The 18,514-nt window shown below is 66.1% G+C and carries 13 protein-coding genes; 10 read left to right on the plus strand and 3 right to left on the minus strand.

Translation table 11 applies throughout. The features are described 5' to 3' along the window. Positions 1-84: 84 nt before the first annotated feature. Positions 85-1,623: a sulfatase gene (locus RE429_RS04325; RefSeq protein ID WP_414473138.1), complete on the minus strand. Its 1,539-nt coding sequence runs from the start codon at positions 1,621-1,623 to the stop codon at positions 85-87. 213 nt (positions 1,624-1,836) lie between these two features. Here RE429_RS04325 and RE429_RS04330 point away from each other — a divergent pair, with 213 nt between their 5' ends. The 6 genes from RE429_RS04330 to RE429_RS04355 all read left to right on the plus strand — a co-directional run bounded on the left by RE429_RS04330 (position 1,837) and on the right by RE429_RS04355 (position 7,131). Beyond that, positions 1,837-2,616, plus strand: coding sequence for a helix-turn-helix domain-containing protein (locus RE429_RS04330; RefSeq protein ID WP_414473139.1), 780 nt, complete (start codon positions 1,837-1,839; stop codon positions 2,614-2,616). A gap of 142 nt (positions 2,617-2,758) precedes the next feature. Then, positions 2,759-3,544, plus strand: a complete 786-nt coding sequence (locus RE429_RS04335) for an ABC transporter permease (RefSeq protein ID WP_414474119.1) — start codon at positions 2,759-2,761, stop codon at positions 3,542-3,544. Beyond that, complete coding sequence (locus RE429_RS04340) at positions 3,541-4,326, plus strand: ABC transporter ATP-binding protein (protein ID WP_414473140.1); 786 nt, start codon at positions 3,541-3,543, stop codon at positions 4,324-4,326. The genes RE429_RS04335 and RE429_RS04340 overlap by 4 nt, the downstream gene beginning before the upstream one ends. 34 nt (positions 4,327-4,360) lie before the next feature. Continuing rightward, a complete protein-coding gene (locus RE429_RS04345) occupies positions 4,361-5,332 on the plus strand; it encodes an aliphatic sulfonate ABC transporter substrate-binding protein (protein ID WP_414473141.1) in 972 nt (323 codons plus the stop codon). A 111-nt stretch (positions 5,333-5,443) separates the two neighbouring features. Beyond that, positions 5,444-6,373 (plus strand): sulfite exporter TauE/SafE family protein, encoded by a 930-nt coding sequence (locus RE429_RS04350; protein ID WP_414473142.1) that lies wholly within the window; start codon positions 5,444-5,446, stop codon positions 6,371-6,373. Beyond that, a complete protein-coding gene (locus RE429_RS04355) occupies positions 6,370-7,131 on the plus strand; it encodes a TIGR02186 family protein (protein ID WP_414473143.1) in 762 nt (253 codons plus the stop codon). Before RE429_RS04350 ends, RE429_RS04355 begins: the two co-directional genes overlap by 4 nt. A 54-nt stretch (positions 7,132-7,185) precedes the next feature. On the opposite strand, the gene RE429_RS04360 is transcribed toward RE429_RS04355, so the two are convergent. Next, positions 7,186-8,742 carry a DHA2 family efflux MFS transporter permease subunit gene (locus RE429_RS04360; RefSeq protein ID WP_414473144.1) on the minus strand — a complete coding sequence of 519 codons (1,557 nt, stop codon included), beginning with the start codon at positions 8,740-8,742 and terminating at the stop codon, positions 7,186-7,188. Positions 8,743-8,751: 9 nt separating this feature from the next. Beyond that, positions 8,752-9,918: an HlyD family secretion protein gene (locus tag RE429_RS04365; protein WP_414473145.1), complete on the minus strand. Its 1,167-nt coding sequence runs from the start codon at positions 9,916-9,918 to the stop codon at positions 8,752-8,754. Positions 9,919-10,419: 501 nt separating this feature from the next. On the opposite strand from RE429_RS04365, the gene RE429_RS04370 reads away from it, so the two are divergent. From RE429_RS04370 to RE429_RS04385, 4 genes are all read left to right on the plus strand, one after another. After that, positions 10,420-12,816 carry an EAL domain-containing protein gene (locus RE429_RS04370; RefSeq protein WP_414473146.1) on the plus strand — a complete coding sequence of 799 codons (2,397 nt, stop codon included), beginning with the start codon at positions 10,420-10,422 and terminating at the stop codon, positions 12,814-12,816. A gap of 378 nt (positions 12,817-13,194) precedes the next feature. Beyond that, positions 13,195-14,904 (plus strand): peptidase domain-containing ABC transporter, encoded by a 1,710-nt coding sequence (locus RE429_RS04375; protein WP_414473147.1) that lies wholly within the window; start codon positions 13,195-13,197, stop codon positions 14,902-14,904. Between the two features lie 20 nt (positions 14,905-14,924). Further along, positions 14,925-17,090, plus strand: coding sequence for a peptidase domain-containing ABC transporter (locus RE429_RS04380; RefSeq protein WP_414473148.1), 2,166 nt, complete (start codon positions 14,925-14,927; stop codon positions 17,088-17,090). Beyond that, positions 17,087-18,511: an HlyD family type I secretion periplasmic adaptor subunit gene (locus RE429_RS04385; protein WP_414473149.1), complete on the plus strand. Its 1,425-nt coding sequence runs from the start codon at positions 17,087-17,089 to the stop codon at positions 18,509-18,511. The genes RE429_RS04380 and RE429_RS04385 overlap by 4 nt, the downstream gene beginning before the upstream one ends. Positions 18,512-18,514: the final 3 nt, after the last annotated feature.

The raw sequence follows: 18,514 nt of genomic DNA on the forward strand, positions 1-18,514 counted from the left end.
TTCCTGCCCGGCCAGGACCGGCGGAGGCTCCGGACGATCCCGCGCATCGCGCCGTGGCAGGCTGCTGCAGCACGACACGGGGCCTTATCTCCTGCTGTGCAGGACCGCCGCACTGTCGTGGGCGGGAAGATCGCCGATCTCCGCCATCTTGGCGTCCAGCTTTTGCAGCATCCGCTCGAACACGTCCGCATAAGCCGGGTCGTCGGCGCGGTTGTAGAGTTCGAACGGATCCTCGTCACAGTCGAACAGCTCCCATTCCGGCGGCTCGCTGCTCCCGTGGGCGCCCTCCTGGCCGAGCGGATCGTTGTACCAGTAGATCAGCTTGTAGCGCGCGTCGCGGACGCCGTAATGGGCATAGGCGTTGTGGAACTCGTCCTTGTGCATCCAGTAGCGGTGATAGGCGACATCCTGCCATTCCGGGCCCGCGGCCTCCTCGAAGAGCGGCTTCAGGCTCTCGCCCTGCATGTAGCTCGGAATGCGCACGCCCGCGTAGTCGAGGAAGGTCGGGGCGAAATCCACGTTGGTGGCGATCTGTTTGGAAACGGCGCCTGCCGCGATGCCTTTCGGATAGCGGACGAGGAAGGGCATCTGGAGCGATTCCTCGTACATGAACCGCTTGTCGAACCAGCCGTGCTCGCCCAAAAAGAAGCCCTGGTCCGACGTGTAGATGACGATCGTGTTCTCGGCCAGGCCGGTCTCGTCGAGATAATCCAGGAGACGGCCGACATTCTCGTCGATGGACGCGACGGTGCGAAGATACCGCTTGATATAGCGCTGATATTTGAACTCGGCGAGCGCAACCGGGTCCCGGAATGTGAAACGCCGACCGGTCTCCGCGTCGATCAGGGTGAGTTCTTCCCCCTCCTTGAGTTCGGGAACCTTGCGGCCGGTCCAGCCCTCCAGAATGAGCTCGCCGACCTCCGATCCGCCTTCCGGCTGGACCAGGCCGAGATCGTCGTAGGTCATGTCCTGGCGGATCCGCATTTTCGCGGCCGCTGCGGCGGCAGCCCGGTTCGCGTAATCGTCCGTGAAGGTCTCCGGAATCGGCAGATCCTCATCGGCCCAGAGCGAGCGGTATTTCGGATGCGGCGCGAAGTTCCGGTGCGGCGCCTTGTGGTGGCACATCAGGAGGAAGGGCCGCTCCGCGTCGCGGTCGCGAAGGAAGTCCAGGCATTTGTCCGTGATGATGTCCGTGACGTAGCCGCGTTCGGTGCGCCGCTGTCCCATCTCGATCATCACGGGATCGAAATAGGCTCCCTGTCCCGGAACGACGGACCAGCGGTCGAAACCGGTCGGCTCGTGGGCGGGGCCTTCGCCGAGATGCCACTTCCCGAAGATGCCTGTCTGATAGCCGGCTGCGCGTAAATGCTTGGCGACGTTGGGCAGGCGGTTGTCGATATGGGTGTCGAGGGTCGTGACGGCGTTCACGTGGTTGTAGGTGCCGGTGAGGATCGCGGCCCGGCTCGGCGTGCAGATCGAGTTCGTCACGTAGCAGCGGTCGAGCCGCATGCCCTCCTGGGCGAGCCTGTCGATGTTCGGCGTCTGATTCAAACTCTGGCCGTAGCTCGAGATCGCTCGCGCCGCATGATCGTCGGACATGATGAAGAGAATGTTGGGTCGCATGGTGTGGTTCACGGCGTTGTGGGTGACGGTCACAGGAGGGGAGGCAGGGCGGGACGACGAACGCGCCGACACGGGCCCGCCCGTCGCAGCGAATGTGCGATTGGCGCGACGGCCGCAATCCGGGCATGGCGGCTTCAAAGGACGTTTCTTGACCCCTGCTAATACTTCATATATGAAAACTAATCAACCACATTTGGAAGATCCTTCTGTCGCATGTCCGAACCCGTCCGCAGAACGCTGAGCGTCCTGGAGTTCTTCGCTGGAAGCCCTGGGGAGGCCTTCACCCAGGCTCAGATCGCGGATGCGTGCGGCATCTCCGGCGCCACGCTGCACCGGATCATCAAGACCCTGGAGGACGGCGGCTACATTTTCCGCGACAGCTCCAAGCGGTGTCGCTGCAATCTCGTGTTCCGGAAACTGATCGGACTTCCCCCCGAATATTTCGAGGCCCTCGCCAAGGTCGTGTCGTCGATCGTGAGGGAGACGAAGCAATCGTGCGAGGCCATCGTCGTGCGGGGCAACGAGTTCGAGTGGTATCACAAGGAGGAGCACGCCGAGCTGTCGGTGCAGATCCGCGCGCGCACCGGTTACCGGCGCGGCATGAACGAGCTCGACTCCCTGTCCCGCCTCTATCTGAGCGGTCTCGGATGGGCGGAGGTCGAGCGCCGTTTCGATGTCGATGCCTTCTACCGCACCGGGATCCGTCATGAACTCGTCGCATCAGCGGAAGCGCGCAGGATCGTCGAGGCCGCCGATCCGCAGGGCGTCGAATACGACATCGAGGGCAACCGGCGCATCGTGCGCCGCTTCGCCACGAGCGTACGAGGGCCGCACGGCGAATGGCTTCACATTCTCAGCATCGCCGAGGCCGCATACCCGCTCACCGACGAGGCGGGTCACGTTCAAAAAAACATCGCCATCCTGAACAAGGGGCGCCAGGACCTCGAGCGATACGCACGCCAGCTTTCGGAAATCCCGCATGCGGCCCAATAGACAATTCCAAGAACGGTGGCCGCGATGGCCTTGACGCGACGGACCGGTGCCTGTCTCGACCATGTCCGGGCGTGCGCGATGTTAGGTCGGAAATAACAATGATGTTTGCCAGCGGGAGAAGACGCACGTGATGAGCAGACCGATGAGAAACCTGCCGCGGCCTCGGCCCGTCCGGCGGTTCGCGCCGTCGACGATGCTGGTGTTGAACGTTCTGGCCGTATGCGGCGGGATTCTCGCCTGGGGCGCGGTCGTCACGTTCGGCAAGGTCGTTCTGCCCGGGCCGCTGCAGGTGCTCGGCCGCGCGGGAGAGCTTCTGGCCAGCGGACAGCTTCCCAAGGATCTGCTCGCCAGCCTCCAGCGGGTGCTGACCGGTTTCGCGCTGGGCGTCCTGCTCGCCATTCCGGTCGGATTCCTGATGGGGTGGTACAAGGTCGCGCGCGGCCTGATCGAGCCCTTCGTTCAGTTCTTCCGGATGATTCCGCCCCTGGCCGTCATCCCGCTCGCGATCGTCACGATGGGCATCGGCGAGACGCCGAAGGTGTTCGTGATCTTTCTCGCGTCGTTCCTGTCGAGCGTCGTCGCCACCTATCAGGGGGTGGTGAGCGTCGACAGGACCCTCATCAACGCCGCTCGCGTGCTCGGTGCGCGCGACGCGACGATCTTCAGGCGCGTCATCATCCCGGCATCGACGCCCTTCATTCTCGTGGGCATGAGGATCGGTCTCGGATCGGCCTGGGCGACGGTCGTCGCGGCGGAGCTGATCGCGGCGCAATCGGGGCTCGGCTTCCGCATGCAGCAGGCGCAGCTCTTCTACGATCTTCCGACGATCTTCGTCAGCCTCGTGACGATCGGGGCGGTCGGCCTCCTCATGGATCGTCTGCTCCTCGGGGTGGAGAAGCGGCTCACCGTGTGGCAGGAGAGACTATGAACAGCAAGATCTCTTTCAGGAACGTGTCGCGCCGGTTCGATCTCGCGGGAGGCTCGTTCCTGGCGCTCGACCGGCTGTCGCTGGACGTCGCCGACGGCGAGTTCGTGACGGTCGTCGGGCCGTCGGGGTGCGGAAAGTCCACGGCGCTGAACATCGCCGCCGGCCTCGTCGAGCCCAGCAGCGGCGAGGTTCTCGTCGACGGCCGCAATGTTCGCGGCCCCGGGCCCGAGCGGGGCGTGATCTTTCAGCAATACGCCCTGTTTCCCTGGCTGACGGTCAGGGAGAACGTCGAATTCGGGCTCCGGATCGCCAGGAAGGGAGCCAGGGAGCGGCGGGAGATCGCGGACCATTTCATCAATCTGGTCGGTCTCGAGCGTTTCGCGGATGCTCTTCCCAAGACGCTCTCGGGCGGGATGCGGCAGCGCTGCGCCATCGCGCGCGCCTATGCGGTCAATCCGACGATCCTTCTGATGGACGAGCCGTTCGGTGCGCTCGATGCGCTGACCCGCGTCCAGATGCAGGATCAGCTGCTTCAGACATGGAGCCGCGAGCGCCGGACGATCATGTTCATCACCCATGATGTCGACGAGGCCGTGTATCTCGCGAACAGGGTCGTCGTGATGGCCGCGCGTCCAGGGCGGCTCTACGAGATCATCCCCGTCGATCTGCCCTATCCGCGCACCGAAGAGATCCGGCTTTCGCCGGAATTCGCCGTCATCCGCAACCGCGTATGGCATGCCGTTTATCACCAGCCGGCGATGACGGCGGAGGCAAACGTGTGAATGCAAACGTATCAATGAAGGAGGAAAGAGGGACATGACCAGCCTATCACGCCGCAAATTCGTCGCAGCCGCCGGTGTCTCGGCCGCGGTGCTCTGGAGCGGAAGCCCGAGGCGGGCTCTCGCGGCCGAGACCGTCCGGATGGGATACATCGCCGATTTCAACGGGGCCAGTCTCGCGGCCATCGCCACCGATCAGGATCTCTGGTCGCAGCAGGGTCTGACGCCGGACCTGAAGGTCTTCACCAACGGCCCGATTCAGATCCAGGCCCTCGGCGCAGGAAGCCTCGATTTCGGCTATATCGGCCCGGGGGCCCTGTGGCTGCCGGCCAGCGGCCGCGCCAAGGTGATCTCGATCAACACGCTCGGATTCAGCGACCGCGTCATCGCCCAGGCCGGCATCAAGACCATCGCCGATCTGAAGGGCAAGAAGGTCGGCGTGCCGGAGGGAACGTCGGGCGACATGCTGCTGCGTCTCGCGCTTCAGAAGCAGGGCATGACGCCGGACGACGTCGAACTCGTGCGCATGGATCCCAGCACGGTGGTCGCGGCCTTCGCCAGCAAGCAGGTCGATGCGGCCGGCATCTGGTATCCGCTGGTGGACGTCATCAAGGACCGCGTTCCGGATCTGAACGAGCTCGCCAAGAACGGTGACTTCTATCCCGCGCTTGCCTTCCCGAGCGCCTTCGTGGCGCGGAACGAGGTCGCCGACGATCTGACGAAGAAAGTCGTCGCCGTCCTGAAGAAAGCCAACGACTTCCGGGCGAGCAATCTGGACAAGGCCATCGAGATCACGTCGAAGTTCATCAGCATCCCGGCCGACAAGCTCGCGGTGGAGGCGAAGAACTCCAAGTTCCTCACCACGGCGGACCTCAACGCCCAGACCAAGGACGGAACCGCCGCCGGCTGGCTCACGAAGATGAACGAGATGTTCAAGGATTTCGGCCGCGTGTCGAGCCCGCTGGATCCGAAGGACTATTTCCGCGCCGATCTGTATACCTCCGTCTGATGCGGTATCCGGAGCGGATCGTCGATCCGCTCCGGACGCTCCTCGGCTCACACGGCGCGGCCGAGAGCCGCAATCGTTACGAAGACGTCAAGAGCTGGAACAAGGAAGACCGTGACCCTATACCTCCCGATCGCCGAGATGCCGGTGAGCATCCTGCTCATCCTGGGGATGAGCGCAGCGGTGGGCTTCATCTCGGGTCTGTTCGGCATCGGAGGCGGCTTCCTGATGACGCCCCTCCTCATCTTCCTCGGCATTCCTCCCGCAGTCGCGGTCGCCACCCAATCGGCCCAGATCGTCGCTTCCTCGACCACCAGCGTGCTCGGGGCGCTCCGGCGCAACGCCCTCGATCACAAGCTCGGGGCGATCCTCGTCGCGGGGGGCCTTGTCGGATCGGCGCTCGGCGTCTGGTTCTTCGCGGCGGCGCGCCGGGCGGGGCAGCTCGATCTTGTGATCGTCATCGCCTACGTGACGCTGTTCACGGTCGTCGGCAGCCTGATGCTGAAGGAGAGCATCCGGGAATTCTGGCACAAGCGGAATGGCGGCGCCGTGCGCCTGAGGCGGCAGGCGGGCAGGCATGCCGCCTATCTCGGCTGGCCGCTGCGGATGCGCTTTTATCGCTCCAAGCTCTACGCGAGCGTCATCCCGATTCTCGGGCTCTCGCTTTTCATCGGCTTCGCCGGGGCTCTGCTCGGCATCGGCGGCGGCTTCATCGTCGTGCCGGCCCTGCTCTACATCTTCCGCGTGCCGACCAATGTGGTCGTGGGCACATCCCAGTTCCAGATCGTCTGCACGACCCTCGTCGCCCTCATCCTGCATGCAACCACGAACCAGGCGGTCGATCTGGTGCTGGCGATCCTGCTCATCGTGGGTGGCGTCTTCGGGGCCCAGTTCGGCGCGCGCATGGGGCGTCATCTGCGGGCGGAGCTGTTCCGCTTCCTTCTCGCCATCCTGCTGCTCGCCGTGGGCTTGCGCTTCGGCCTCGAACTCGTGCTGCGGCCGGACGAGCCGTTCTCCATCACGGTGCAGGAGGTGCGCACATGAGGGCGCTCGGTCTCCTCCTGATGGTCATGCTCGGTGCCGCCCCCGCCGCGGCCGAGACCCTGATCACGTCGCTGTCGAGCCACCGGGTCCTGATCAACTCGAATTACACGGGCACGCAGATCGCGGTTTTCGGAGCCATCGAGCGCGATGCCCAGACGGTCGCCCGGGCGACGGGCTTCGACGTGGTCGTCACCGTCCGGGGCCCCCGGCAATTTCTCACTGTGCGCGAGAGAGAGCGGCTCGGGCCGATCTGGATTAATCAGGACCAGCAGAAATTTCCGTCGGTACCGGCCTATATCGGCGTGCTGAGCTCCAGACCCGTTCCCGAGATCACCAGCGACCAGCTGCGCGAGCGGCAGAGGATCGGTCTTCAGGCGATCGTCAACGCCAACGATTTCACCTATTCGGCGGATGGCACGGACAAGCCTTTCCGCGAAGCGCTTCTGCGTCTCAAAATGCAGGAGGGGCTGTATCTCGAGGACGAGCGGGGGGTGACTTTTCTCACGCCGGACATCTTCCGCGCCGGCATCCCGCTGCCGGCGATCGCCCCTCCGGGCAATTACGAGGTCGAAGTCACTCTGTTCGCCGACACGGTCATTCTCGCCCGGACGCATACCGATTTCGAGCTGGTGAAGACCGGTTTCGAGGAACAGGTCGGCGTCGTCGCCCGGGACTGGTCGCTGCTCTACGGCCTGGCCACCGCCGCGATCGCCATCTTCTTCGGATGGCTCGCCAGCGTCATCTTCCGGCGGGATTGAGCGGCCCGGGCAGACCGACGGCGGCGAACCGGATCCACTTCGCCGAAATATGTTCTAGCTGCCGCGACCGGTGGGATTCCTCCGCATCAGGAAGACGAGCGGGATGATGACGATGGCGGCGTACATCATCAGGAGGAAGTTGTTCGCATAGGCGATGCTCGACGCCTGGAACTGGACCATGCTGTCGAGGCTGGCGCGGCCCGTGGGCGTCTGGAGCTGAAGCAGCGATCCGTATTCGCGCACGCCGGGGCTGAACGGAGTGAGGTTCGTGACGATCTCCGCATGCATGATCGTCGTGTTCCGGGTGAGCAGGAACGATGTGAAGCTGATGCCGATGCTCGACCCGATGTTGCGCATCAGGCTGAAGAAGGCCGTCCCCTGGGTGCGCAAGGCGGGCGCAAGGGTCGTGAACGTCAGCGTGCTCAGCGGCACGAAGACGAGCCCGAGGCCGAAGCCCTGGATCATGCCGGTCCGGATGATCGCGCCCTGCGAGACGTCGGGCGTGAAGGCGGACATTTCGTAAAGCGCGAAAGCGGTCAGAACGAGCCCGCAGACGATGAGCCAGCGGGCGTCGAGATAACGGATGAGCTGGCCCACGAGCACCATGGACACCATGGTGCCGATCCCGCGCGGCGCGAGCACGAGGCCTGCGGTCAGCACGGGATAGTTCATGAGGCGTTCGAGATAGGGCGTCAGCAGCGCCAGCGTCGCGAGCAGGATCGCGCCGATGCAGAAGATGAGGAGTTGGCCGACGACGAAATTCCGGTCCTGGAACATGCGGGGTTCCAGAAACGGCCGCCGCGCCGTGGCGAGATGCACCACGAACATGTAGGTGGCCAGCGCCGCCAGGGTCGCTTCGACCCAGATTTCGGTCGCCTCGAACCAGTCGATCTGCTCGCCCCGGTCGAGAAACATCTGCAGCGACCCGATGGCGAGGCTCAGAAGCGCGAAGCCGAAGAGGTCGAAGGGTTGCGGCGCGGCCCGCGGCGGCTCGGGCAGGAAGACGTAAAGGCCCACCACGGCCAGGACCCCGACCGGCAGGTTCACGTAGAAGGTCCAGCGCCAGTTATAGGCCTCCGTCAGCCAGCCGCCGAGGGACGGGCCGATGATGGGTCCCAGCATGACGCCGAGTCCGAAGATCGCCATGGCCTGGCCCCGGCGCTCGACCGGATAGGTGTCGAGGAGCACGGCCTGGGCCAGGGGCACCATGGGGGCGCCGAAGATCCCCTGCAGCAGCCGGAACAGGACCATCTGGTCGAGCGACTGTGCCGCGCCGCAAAGGACGGACGCGGAGATGAAGCCCGCCACCGAAATCAGGAACAGGCGCCGTCGCCCCAGGCGGTTCTCCAGGAAGCCGGTGGCCGGGGTCACGATGGCGGCGGCGACGATGTAGGACGTCAGCACCCAGTTGATCTGATCCTGGGTCGCCGCCAGGGTGCCCTGCATGTAGGGCAGGGCGACATTGGCGATCGTGGTGTCGAGCGCCTGCATCAGAGCGGCCAGCATGACGCAGGCCGTGATGGCGAGCCGGTTGCTGCCGGCGGAGGCGGCGGCGGCGGCGGCGGGCGGTGCGGGCGGTGCGGGCGGTGCGGGCGCTGCCGTGTCGGTCATGGCCCGCTCCTAAACGCTTTGCCACAGGTCACGCCACAATCCGGACAGGGAACGCTCCTGGCCGGTATCGATCGACACGGTGGCGCTCATGCCCGCGCGCAGCTGAGGGCCGTCTTCGAGCTGCCGCACGCTGATCTGCACCGGAATGCGCTGGACCACCTTCACCCAGTTGCCGCTCGCGTTCTGCGGAGGGAGCAGCGCGAAAGTCGCCCCGCTCGCGGGATTGATGCTCTGAACCTGCCCCTGGAACGTGACGCTGGGATAGGCGTCCACTTCGATGCTCACGGGATTGCCGACACGCACATGCGTCAGGTCGGTTTCCTTGATGTTGGCCTCCACCCAGACGGATGTGGTGGAGACCAGGCTGATCGCCTGCTGTCCGGAACTGAGGAACATGCCGACCTGAATGGTATCCACGTTGGTGACGATGCCGGCGAAAGGCGCTCGCACCTCGGTCAGCCGCAGATTGCGCTGCGCCGTATCCACGTTGGCTTGCGCCTGCCGGTATTGCGGCCTCTGATCGAGGGGTGCGTCTCCGTCGCCTCCGAGCTGCGCGAGGATCGTCGCCGCCTCCTCGCGCGCCGTCGCGAGGGCGGCCTGCGCGACCGAGAGGTTGCGCTGGGCCTCGTCGAGCTGCGCCTGCGAGGACACCCCCCGCCGTACGAGATCGTGAACGCGGTCGAAATCGGTCTGGGCGTAATCCAGATTGGCCTGCGCCTGTTTGACCTGCGCCTGCCGGCTGCGATAGGTCTCGATCATTCCCGACAGCTGATCGCGCGTGACGCCGAGCTGCGCCTGCGCGCCCGCCAAGGCAATCCGATACGGTTCCTGGTCGATGGTGAAGAGCAGGTCTCCCTCCCGGACCCGCTGATTGTTGTGCACCGAGATCTGAGCCACGAGACCCGTGACCTGGGGCGAGATCGATACCGTGTTCGCCTGAACATAGGCGTTCTCCTCCGAGACGTATCGCCCGCCCGAGAGATAGAATGCCAGGGCGGCCACCGCGACCACCAACGGTCCGACAATGAGAAGAACCCGCCGTAGCCAGGGGCGGCGCTTACCCCCGGCCGGAGAAGGTGCGGCGTCCCGGGCAGGTTCGGGCCCGACCCGAGGTTCGGGCGGTGGGGCACCCTCGGGCGCGCGCCGGGCGTAGGAGGCAGTCTGCGCATCGGTCATCAGGCCTTACTCCTGAACATTCGGATGAGCGGCATGGCCTTAACGCCGGAGACCGGCAATGGATCGTGCCGACTCGGCCGAATGAGGGAGAGGCGGTTGGGGCCGCCCTTCGGGGCGGCCGGCCAGGGATGGGCCGGGGGCGGTGAGCCGGGAGGGAAGGGCCGGGAGGGGAAAGCCGGCAGGACGGGGGAAACGGCCAAGCCTCCCATGAGCGGCCGCAAGGGCCGATGGGCTTGGCGTTAACCTTTCCGACAAGGAAACGCCCGGGGAGACGTGAGACGGGTTGATTTGGCGCCGCAGACACCGAATTCTGGAGAGGCTGGCATTATACCAGCGATGGCGGATTGGACGCTGTACGGTCAGTGGCGGTTCAAGGCATGATGCCGCTCCGCCATACCGGTGCGAACCCGGTATGTTCCTCACATTCGATTCTGAAGCAAAGCCTCCGGGCAACCCGCCATGGGCTGCGGTTGCTCCGGCGCAGGGAGATATGGGTTTGCTATGCTGACGGTCTACACGTGCATCGTCTCATACCACGATCTCCGCCTTGTCGCACTCGCGGCTCTGGTGTGCGGTCTTGCATCGCTCACGGCTGTCCATCTCCTGCATCACGTCCGGCGGGCGGAGAGCTCCCGGTACAGCCTGTGGCTCAACGTCGCCGCGGTGTCGACCGGTTTCGGAATCTGGGCCACGCATTTCATCGCCATGCTGGCCTTCTCTCCCTCCGTGCCGGTCGCCTACGATGTCCCCCTGACCGTCCTGTCCCTGGTCGTCGCCGTCATCGTCACGGGCATGGGCTTTCGCATGGCTTTCGCGCCGGGTGTCAAGGGCGCAACGTGGCTCGGGGGAGCGCTCGTCGGATTCGGCATCGGCGGCATGCATTTCACCGGGATGGCGGCCTTCGATGTCGCCGGAACCGTCTCGTGGGACCGGTCATTGGTCGTCGCTTCCATCGCGCTCGGCTCATTTTTCGCGGGCGCTGCGCTCCCGGTGGGGCTCAGAAGCGATGCCGCGCCGTGGAAGCTCTCCGGCGGATTGCTTCTGACGCTGGCGATCTGCAGCCATCATTTCACCGCCATGGCGGCCGCGGCCATCACGCCCGACCGCACAATCGAGCTTTCGCCCCTGGCGATTGCGCCCCATTGGCTGGCCGTTGGCGTCGCCGCCGTCAGTCTGGTCATCCTCCTGCTCGCCTGCGCCGCGCTGAGCCTCGATCTGAGAGCGCGCCGGCGCGCCGCTCTCGAGATGGAACGGATGCGGGATCTCACCGATGCGGCGGTTGAGGGGCTCGTTCTCTGCGACGGTGAAACCATCGTTTCCGTCAACCGCAGCTTCGCCCGGCTGGTAAACCTGACGCCTGATCAGATCTGCGGAAAGACACTGAGCGCATGCGTGCCCGACGCCGAGAAGCGCAGCGCGCTCTTCGGCGCCATGGGCCAGGCCGTGGAGGGCGATCTGTCGAATGGCGAGGGCGATCTCGTCCCGGTCGAGCTGATCGCTCACCAGATCTCCTATAACGGGCGGCCCCACAACGTGGTGGCCTTCCGCGACCTGCGCGACCGCAGGAATGCCGAGGCTCAGATCCGGTATCTGGCCCATCACGACCCGCTGACCGGGCTCAACAATCGGACGAGTTTCGAGGAGCGGCTCGATCGCGAGATCAAGCTGCATCAGAGGACCGGGCAGAAGCTGGCTCTCCTGTGTCTCGACCTCGACGGGTTCAAGGAGGTGAACGATCTCCACGGCCACGCGGCCGGAGACCGGCTGCTCCGGGACACCGCTGAACTGTTCACGGCAGCTCTCGCCGAGGACGACATGCTGGCCCGCTTGGGCGGTGACGAATTCGCCGTCATCGCTCCCCACATAACGGATCCGGCTCAAGTCGGGGCCCTCGCCGAGAGGCTGCTTCTGCGCCTCAAGAGCGCCGATCCGTCGAGAGTGCCGGCCGGCCTGCTTTCGGTCAGCATCGGCATCGCCATCTACCCGTCCGACGCGCCGGACCGCACGGAGCTTCTCTCCAGCGCCGACGTCGCGCTGTACCGCGCGAAGCTGGAAGGCAAGGGCACATACCGCTTCTTCGAAGCCGCCATGGGGGCGCAGATCCGTGAACGTCGCAGCATCGAGAGCGATCTGCGCAATGCCATCGCCAATGGCGAGCTGCATCTCGTGTATCAGCCGCAGGCGCAGATCGAAACCTGCGAGGTGCTCGGCTTCGAGGTTCTGCTGCGTTGGCGGCATCCTGTTCGCGGCACCGTGCTGCCATCGGTCTTCATTCCGATCGCCGAGGGGAGCGGTCTGATCCTCCAGATCGGTGAATGGGTCCTGCGGCAAGCCTGCCGGGAGGCCGCGGGCTGGCAGCGTCCGCTGAACATCGCCGTCAACGTTTCACCCCTGCAATTGGGCAGTGACGGCTTTTTCCAGGCGGTCCGGACCATTCTGGACGAGACCGGATTGCCGCCCGAGCGACTGGAAATCGAGATCACCGAATCGGCTCTCATCCGCGACCCGGACCGCGCTCTCGCGGTTCTGCAGAAACTCAAGACGCTCGGCGTGAACATCGCCATGGACGATTTCGGCACCGGCTATTCGTCGCTGTCGAACCTGCAGCTCTTTCCGTTCGACAAGATCAAGATCGATCGGTCCTTCATTCAATCGGTCCACACGAAGCCGCAGGCCGCCGCCATCGTGCGCGCCGTGCTGGGGCTCGGGCGAGGCCTGGGGCTTCCCGTCATCGCCGAAGGCGTGGAGACCTCCGAGGAGCTCAGTTTCCTCGGCCAGGAGGGATGCAGCGAGGCTCAAGGCTACCTGCTCGGGCGGCCGGAGCCCATCTCGGCCCTGACGTCGCTCATCCTCGGCGGGGCGGCGGCCGTTTCACCCTCGGCCGCGGTGACGGGGTGAGGGCCCTGCTTGCGCGCCGCAGCCCGGTTCCGGATGACACCGCCGGGCGGATCCGAGCGGAAGCGCCGACCGCCGGCAACGGTATCGAGACTGCAACATTCCATGCGGGAATGGTGTCGCGCAGGCATCATGCCTGAAGGCTGTTAACCCTTCCGAGAAGTCGTCTGCCGCTCTGAGAAAAAATCGCTATCTCGGAACGCATAGGCTCCTTATCCTGCAAGCAGAATTTAGATCTGACTATGGCAGATTGGAGCGCTCACCCGAGGTGATGCTTGTCCAAAGGCATGATGCCGACCTGCCGTACCGGTTAGAGCCCGGTATTCTCCGTGAAAACTCCATTCGTATTCCTCCTGCGGCCGTAGGGGACAAGGTGGCGCCATGGACCGGTTTGCCGGCTCTGCTGAAACATCGTTCGCGTCGAACGCATCGTCGAACGCGTCATGGCTGACCCGCCCCTTCGCAAGCCTGCTCGGCCGCCACGGAGCGACCTTTCTGGTGCTGGTTCTCGAAGCGTCTCTGGTGCTGACTTTGCTGGCCCTGGCTTTGCCGGCGGCGCTTCTGCAGGTCTACGACCGGATTCTGCCGAACAAGTCCGTGGGCACTCTTGTCGTCCTCGCGTCGGTCGTGACGGCGGCCATCGTGCTGGAGGCCTTGGTCCGGCACGTCCGCGGACGGATTCTCGCGCGCGTGGCGGCCACGTCCGAGGCGCAGGCGCATCGCCAAGCCATGGAGCGCCTTCTCAGCGCCCCCCTTTCGGCCCTCGAGGCCCACGGCAACGGCTATTATGCCGAACGCCTGTCCGCGATCGGCGCATTGCGCGAAGCCTGGTCGGGACCCGCTCTGCAGGCCATGCTCGATCTCCCTTTCGCGCTGCTCTACCTGATCGGCATCTGGTATCTGGCCGGACCGCTGGTGCTTGTGCCGCTGACGCTTCTCGGCTGCGTCGGCTTGCTCGCCGCGGTCACCGGGCACCGGGTGCGTGGCGCGGCCTATGACTTCGCTCAGGCCGAGGAGCGCCGCTTCAACTTTCTCTTCGATGCGCTGAATTGCATCCATGCCATGAAGGGCCTGGGCGCCGAGCCTCTCCTGGAGCGCCGCTACGAGCGCCTGCAGGGAAGCTCCGCCCAAATGCGTCGGGCGTTGAGTCATACGATCTCGACGGGGCAGGAGGCCGGCATGTTGCTGGCGCAGGCGGCGACCGTCGGCGTTGCGGCCTTCGGCTGCCACATGGTGCTCAACGGTCAGCTGAGCGTCGGTGGGCTCGGAGCGTGCACCATGCTGGTCGGCCGCACGATGCAGCCTCTGCTCGGCGGCGTGGCGCTATGGTCGCGCCTGCAATCCCTGGCGGAGAGCCGGCGGCGCGTGGCGGAGATCGGCGCCCTTCCGCGGGAGCGCCAGGTCGGTCTGCCGGCGCTGCAGGTTCACGCCGGACACATCCTGCTTCGGGACGTCCGGTTCCGGTCGCGCGGCTATTCCAGCAGATTGTTCGAGAACGTCTCGCTGGAGGCTCATCCGGGCGAGGTCATCGGCATCACGGGCGCCAACGGAACCGGCCGTTCGACATTGCTGCGGCTGATCGCCGGCGATCTCCGCCCGGAGAGCGGCTGTGTCCTCATCGACGGACAGGACCTCGGCAAAGTCGACATCGGGCCGGCCCGTCGGTCGGTCGCCCTGGTTCAACCCAATCCCGCTCTGGTTCGCGGCACGCTGCTGCAGAACCTCACCCTGTATCAGCCTGAGCTGGAGAGCGATGCCCTGCATTTCGCCACACAGCTCGGGCTCGATCAGGTGGCAAGCGCGATGCCCGGCGGATGGCATACCCCGGTCGGGGTCGCCGCGACGCCGCTGCCGCGCGGTGCCGAGCAGCGGATCGGCATCGTCCGTGCCCTGGTGGAGAAGCCGCGCATTCTTCTGTTCGATGACACCACGACGCAGCTCGATGCGGACAGCGATACGAAGCTCGCCAGGCTCCTGGCGCAGCTGCGGGGAAAGGTGACCGTCGTCATCGTCACGCACCGGCCGTCGACGCTCGCCATCGCCGACCGGGTCTACACCATTCGGAACGGATATCTGGAGTCCGAGTCATGATCGAGCACGGGGAAAGGCACATGGGCAATCCGTTGCATATTCCCGAGGATCTGCTGACCCCGTCCGATCTGGCGCTCTGCCTTCCCGTCATGCTATGGGCCCTGGGATGGTCGGGCGGACCCGACGACCTGCTGGCGGCGCTTCCGCACGCCAAACCGGACGTGGATATCACCGATCTGCGCAACACGCTGGCCGTTCTCGGCTATCCGACCCGCACGATCCGCCTGAAGCGAGGGGGCCTGGATGTGCGGGGCCTGCCCGCTATCCTGCTGACGCCGGGCAAGGCAGCGGCCGTCCTCTACCGCGACGAGGCCGGGCTGGTCCTGCGATACGATGCCGCCTCCGGAGAGGCGGTGCCTTGCGCGCCGGAGAAATTGCACGGGATCCTGCTGCTCGTGGAAGAGGCGCAGGTCTCATCCGCACGGCAGGGCTGGTTCGCCGGTATGGCGCGGCGCTTCCGCGGCGAACTGCCGACGCTCCTGGGCATCGGCGGATTGATGGCGCTCCTGGGTCTGGCCGTGCCTGCCTTCACCATGTCGGTCTTCGACACCGTCATCGCCGGCCACAGCCCCGACACGCTGCCCATGCTGGTCGCGGGTGCGGTCGGCGCGATCATCATGGAGACGGCATTCCGCGTGATCCGGCAGCGCACTCTGCTGCGCATCGCGGAACGCCTGGACCGGCTGGTGACGAATGCCGTCTTCACGCAGCTCATGTCTCTTCCGGCTGCGCTCGTGGAGAGGGCAGGGACCGCCTCACAGGTTTCGCGCCTGCGCGATTTCGCAGCGATCCGCGAGTTCCTCACGGGCAGCTTCGCCATCGCCGTGCTGGACATGCCGTTCACGCTCCTGGTCATCGCGCTCATGGTGGCGCTGGGCGGCTGGATCGCTCTCGTGCCAGTCGGAACGGCGCTCGGCTTCGCTCTCCTGTTCCTGATCTCCCGCGCGCCGATGCGCCTGGCCATCGAGCGGGCGGCCCGTGCCGCGCAGGTGCGCGAGGCTCTGGCCGTCGAGGCCCTGGAAGCCGTCCGGACCCTGAAGCTCGGGCGGGCCGAGGAGCGCTGGACGGAACGCTACGCGGCCGCTGCGGCCGCCGCCGCCGTCGCGTCGGCGCGGGTCGGCACGCTGGCGGGGTCCGTGCTCGCCGCGAGCCAGGCGCTCGTTGCCCTGTCGGGACTCGCGGCCATGGTCACGGGCGTGCTCTCGGTCCTCAACGGCGCCATGAGCGCCGGTGCCCTGATCGCCGGCATGATGCTGATCTGGCGTGTGCTCGGTCCGATGCAGGCCTTCTTCATGATGCTCTCGCGATGGGAGCAGACCCAGGCCTCCATCCAGCAGGTCGACGGGCTGATGGCGCTGGAAACCGAGCGGCCGAATCCTCTCGATGCGCGGATGGCGCCGCCCGAGCACGGTGCGATCACCTTCCACCGCGTCACCCTGCGCTACCTCCCGCAATCCGAGCCCGTGCTCGCCGGCGCGAGCTTTTCGGTGCAGCCGGGGCAGGTGGTCGCGATCACCGGGGCGGAGGGCACGGGCAAGTCCACGCTCCTGCAGCTGATCGCGGGCCTCTACCGGCCTCAGGGCGGATTGATCCGCATCGACGGACACGACGTTCGCGCCTTCAATCCTGCCGTGCTCAGGCGCAGCATCGGCTGGGTCCCGCAATCGCCGGGGCTGCTCTACGGCACCGTTGCGCAGAACCTCCGCCTCGCGCGCCCCAGCGCCACGGATGCCGAATTGCGGGCCGCTGCCGCCGAAGCCGGAGTCCTCGACGCGATCGAGGCGTTGCCGCATGGTTTCGACACCCGTGTCGGCGACAATCGCAGCGGCAGGCTGCCCCGCAGCATTCTGCTGCGGATCGCCCTTGCGGGCGCCTTGCTTCGCGATGCTCCCATTCTGCTCCTGGACGAGCCGGTCGCGGGTCTCGACGACGCATGCGCGAAGGCGTTCACCGACGTGATCGCTTCGCGGCGCGGCCGCTGCACCATTCTCATGGCGACGCACCGGCCGAGCCACATCCGTCTGGCCGATCGCGTTCTGCGCATCCGCGACGGCGTGGTGGAGGAGGTCGAGCCGCAAATGCCGCCCGTCGCTCCGCGCCCGGCGAGAGCCGCCATCGGCGAATCCGTCGCGGGCGCGGCCTTCGCCCATACAACCGCATCGAACGGCACGAGAGGCAGCCGATGACTCTGACGACATCAAGCGCCGATACGCGCGCCTCGACGTTGCCCCTGCCGCGGGCAAGCCGCGTGTCGCGCCCCGACAGTCACGTGCTGGCGCTGGAAGAGCTGCGCATCCACGGATTGGAGCGGGCGGTGGTGCTGGGAACCGGACTGCTCGTTGCGGCAACCCTGGTCTGGGCGTCGCTGACCCGCATTCCCGAAGTTGCCGTCGGCCTGGGCGAGATCGCGCCCGCGATGGCGCTTGCGCCGGTGCAGCACCTGGAAGGCGGCATCGTCCACGAGGTGCTCGTCACCGAAGGAGAAATGGTCGAGGCGGGAGAGCCGATCCTGCGCATGAACGATGCCGCCGCGCAGGCCGAGTTGTCTCAGGCGAGACTTCGCCTCGAATCCCTGCAGATGCAGTCCCAACGCCTGACGGCGGCGGCGGACGGAAACGTCAACGCCCTGGAGTTCGGCAGCCTTCGCAGAACCTCCGTCGCGGCGGCCACTCTCGGCGGGGAGGCGAGCGATGCGCCGATATTCACCGCCGGCCCCTTCGCGGCGCCGCAGCGGGCCGCACTGGACTCGCGGCTGCGCTCGCTGTCCGATCGAATCGCGGTTCTGACGGAGCAGGCCGCTCAGCGGCGCAGCGACCTCGCAACCCTTTCCGGACAGATCGCGTCCCTTCAGGAGCAGATGGATCTGCACGCCCGCGAACTCGGCATCCGCGAAGAACTGGCCGGCAACGGACTGACGACCCGCCTGTCCGTGCTCGAGGCGCAGCGTCTCTTCATGAGTGCGAAGGCCGAGCACGAGCGGCTGAACGGGCAGCACGTCTCGGCCCAGCGCGGTCTCGCGGAGGCGGAGGCGCGGATCCACGAGGCACAGTCCGCCGCCGTCGACGAGGCGCGGCAGGAAGCGGCCCGCGTCGCGCTCGAGATCGCCGAGACGGCGGAGATCGTCCGCAAGCTCGAAGACCGCGCCGAGCGCACCCTGGTGCGCGCCCCCATCGCCGGAATCGTGCGCGGGCTGACCGTGCACCGCCCGGGCACCGTGCTTGCGCCCGGCGGCCTCGTCGCCGAGGTCATGCCGCAGGACACGCCGCTGGTGGCGGACGTCCGGCTGATGCCGCGCGATGTCGGCTTCATCGAGGTCGGGCAGACCGTGCAGGTGAAGGTGCAGGCCTTCGACTATTCCCGCTTCGGTTCCGTCGAAGGTGTCGTGGAGCGGGTTTCCGCAGGCACGTTCCTCGACGAGCAGCGCCAGCCGCACTACCGCGCGCGGATCTCGCTGAAGCAGCCCTATGTCGGCCACGATCCGCACCTGGCGCGCCTCGCGGCGGGCATGACGGCTCAGGCGGACATCACGACGGGCTACAAGACGGTGCTGCAATATCTGCTCAAGCCGATCTATTCAGCGATGGCCGGATCGTTTCACGAGCGCTGAGAG

Origin of the sequence: Microvirga sp. M2 (assembly GCF_047497095.1) — a bacterium.
GTDB lineage: Bacteria > Pseudomonadota > Alphaproteobacteria > Rhizobiales > Beijerinckiaceae > Microvirga.

Excerpts from the sequence above, each read along its gene's own strand:
- RE429_RS04325 (WP_414473138.1), bottom strand. The coding sequence starts at position 1,623 with ATGCGACCCAACATTCTCTTCATCATGTCCGACGATCATGCGGCGCGA.
- RE429_RS04330 (WP_414473139.1), top strand. The coding sequence starts at position 1,837 with ATGTCCGAACCCGTCCGCAGAACGCTGAGCGTCCTGGAGTTCTTCGCT.
- RE429_RS04335 (WP_414474119.1), top strand. The coding sequence starts at position 2,759 with ATGAGAAACCTGCCGCGGCCTCGGCCCGTCCGGCGGTTCGCGCCGTCG.
- RE429_RS04340 (WP_414473140.1), top strand. The coding sequence starts at position 3,541 with ATGAACAGCAAGATCTCTTTCAGGAACGTGTCGCGCCGGTTCGATCTC.
- RE429_RS04345 (WP_414473141.1), top strand. The coding sequence starts at position 4,361 with ATGACCAGCCTATCACGCCGCAAATTCGTCGCAGCCGCCGGTGTCTCG.
- RE429_RS04355 (WP_414473143.1), top strand. The coding sequence starts at position 6,370 with ATGAGGGCGCTCGGTCTCCTCCTGATGGTCATGCTCGGTGCCGCCCCC.
- RE429_RS04360 (WP_414473144.1), bottom strand. The coding sequence starts at position 8,742 with ATGACCGACACGGCAGCGCCCGCACCGCCCGCACCGCCCGCACCGCCC.
- RE429_RS04365 (WP_414473145.1), bottom strand. The coding sequence starts at position 9,918 with ATGACCGATGCGCAGACTGCCTCCTACGCCCGGCGCGCGCCCGAGGGT.
- RE429_RS04370 (WP_414473146.1), top strand. The coding sequence starts at position 10,420 with ATGCTGACGGTCTACACGTGCATCGTCTCATACCACGATCTCCGCCTT.
- RE429_RS04375 (WP_414473147.1), top strand. The coding sequence starts at position 13,195 with ATGGACCGGTTTGCCGGCTCTGCTGAAACATCGTTCGCGTCGAACGCA.
- RE429_RS04380 (WP_414473148.1), top strand. The coding sequence starts at position 14,925 with ATGGGCAATCCGTTGCATATTCCCGAGGATCTGCTGACCCCGTCCGAT.
- RE429_RS04385 (WP_414473149.1), top strand. The coding sequence starts at position 17,087 with ATGACTCTGACGACATCAAGCGCCGATACGCGCGCCTCGACGTTGCCC.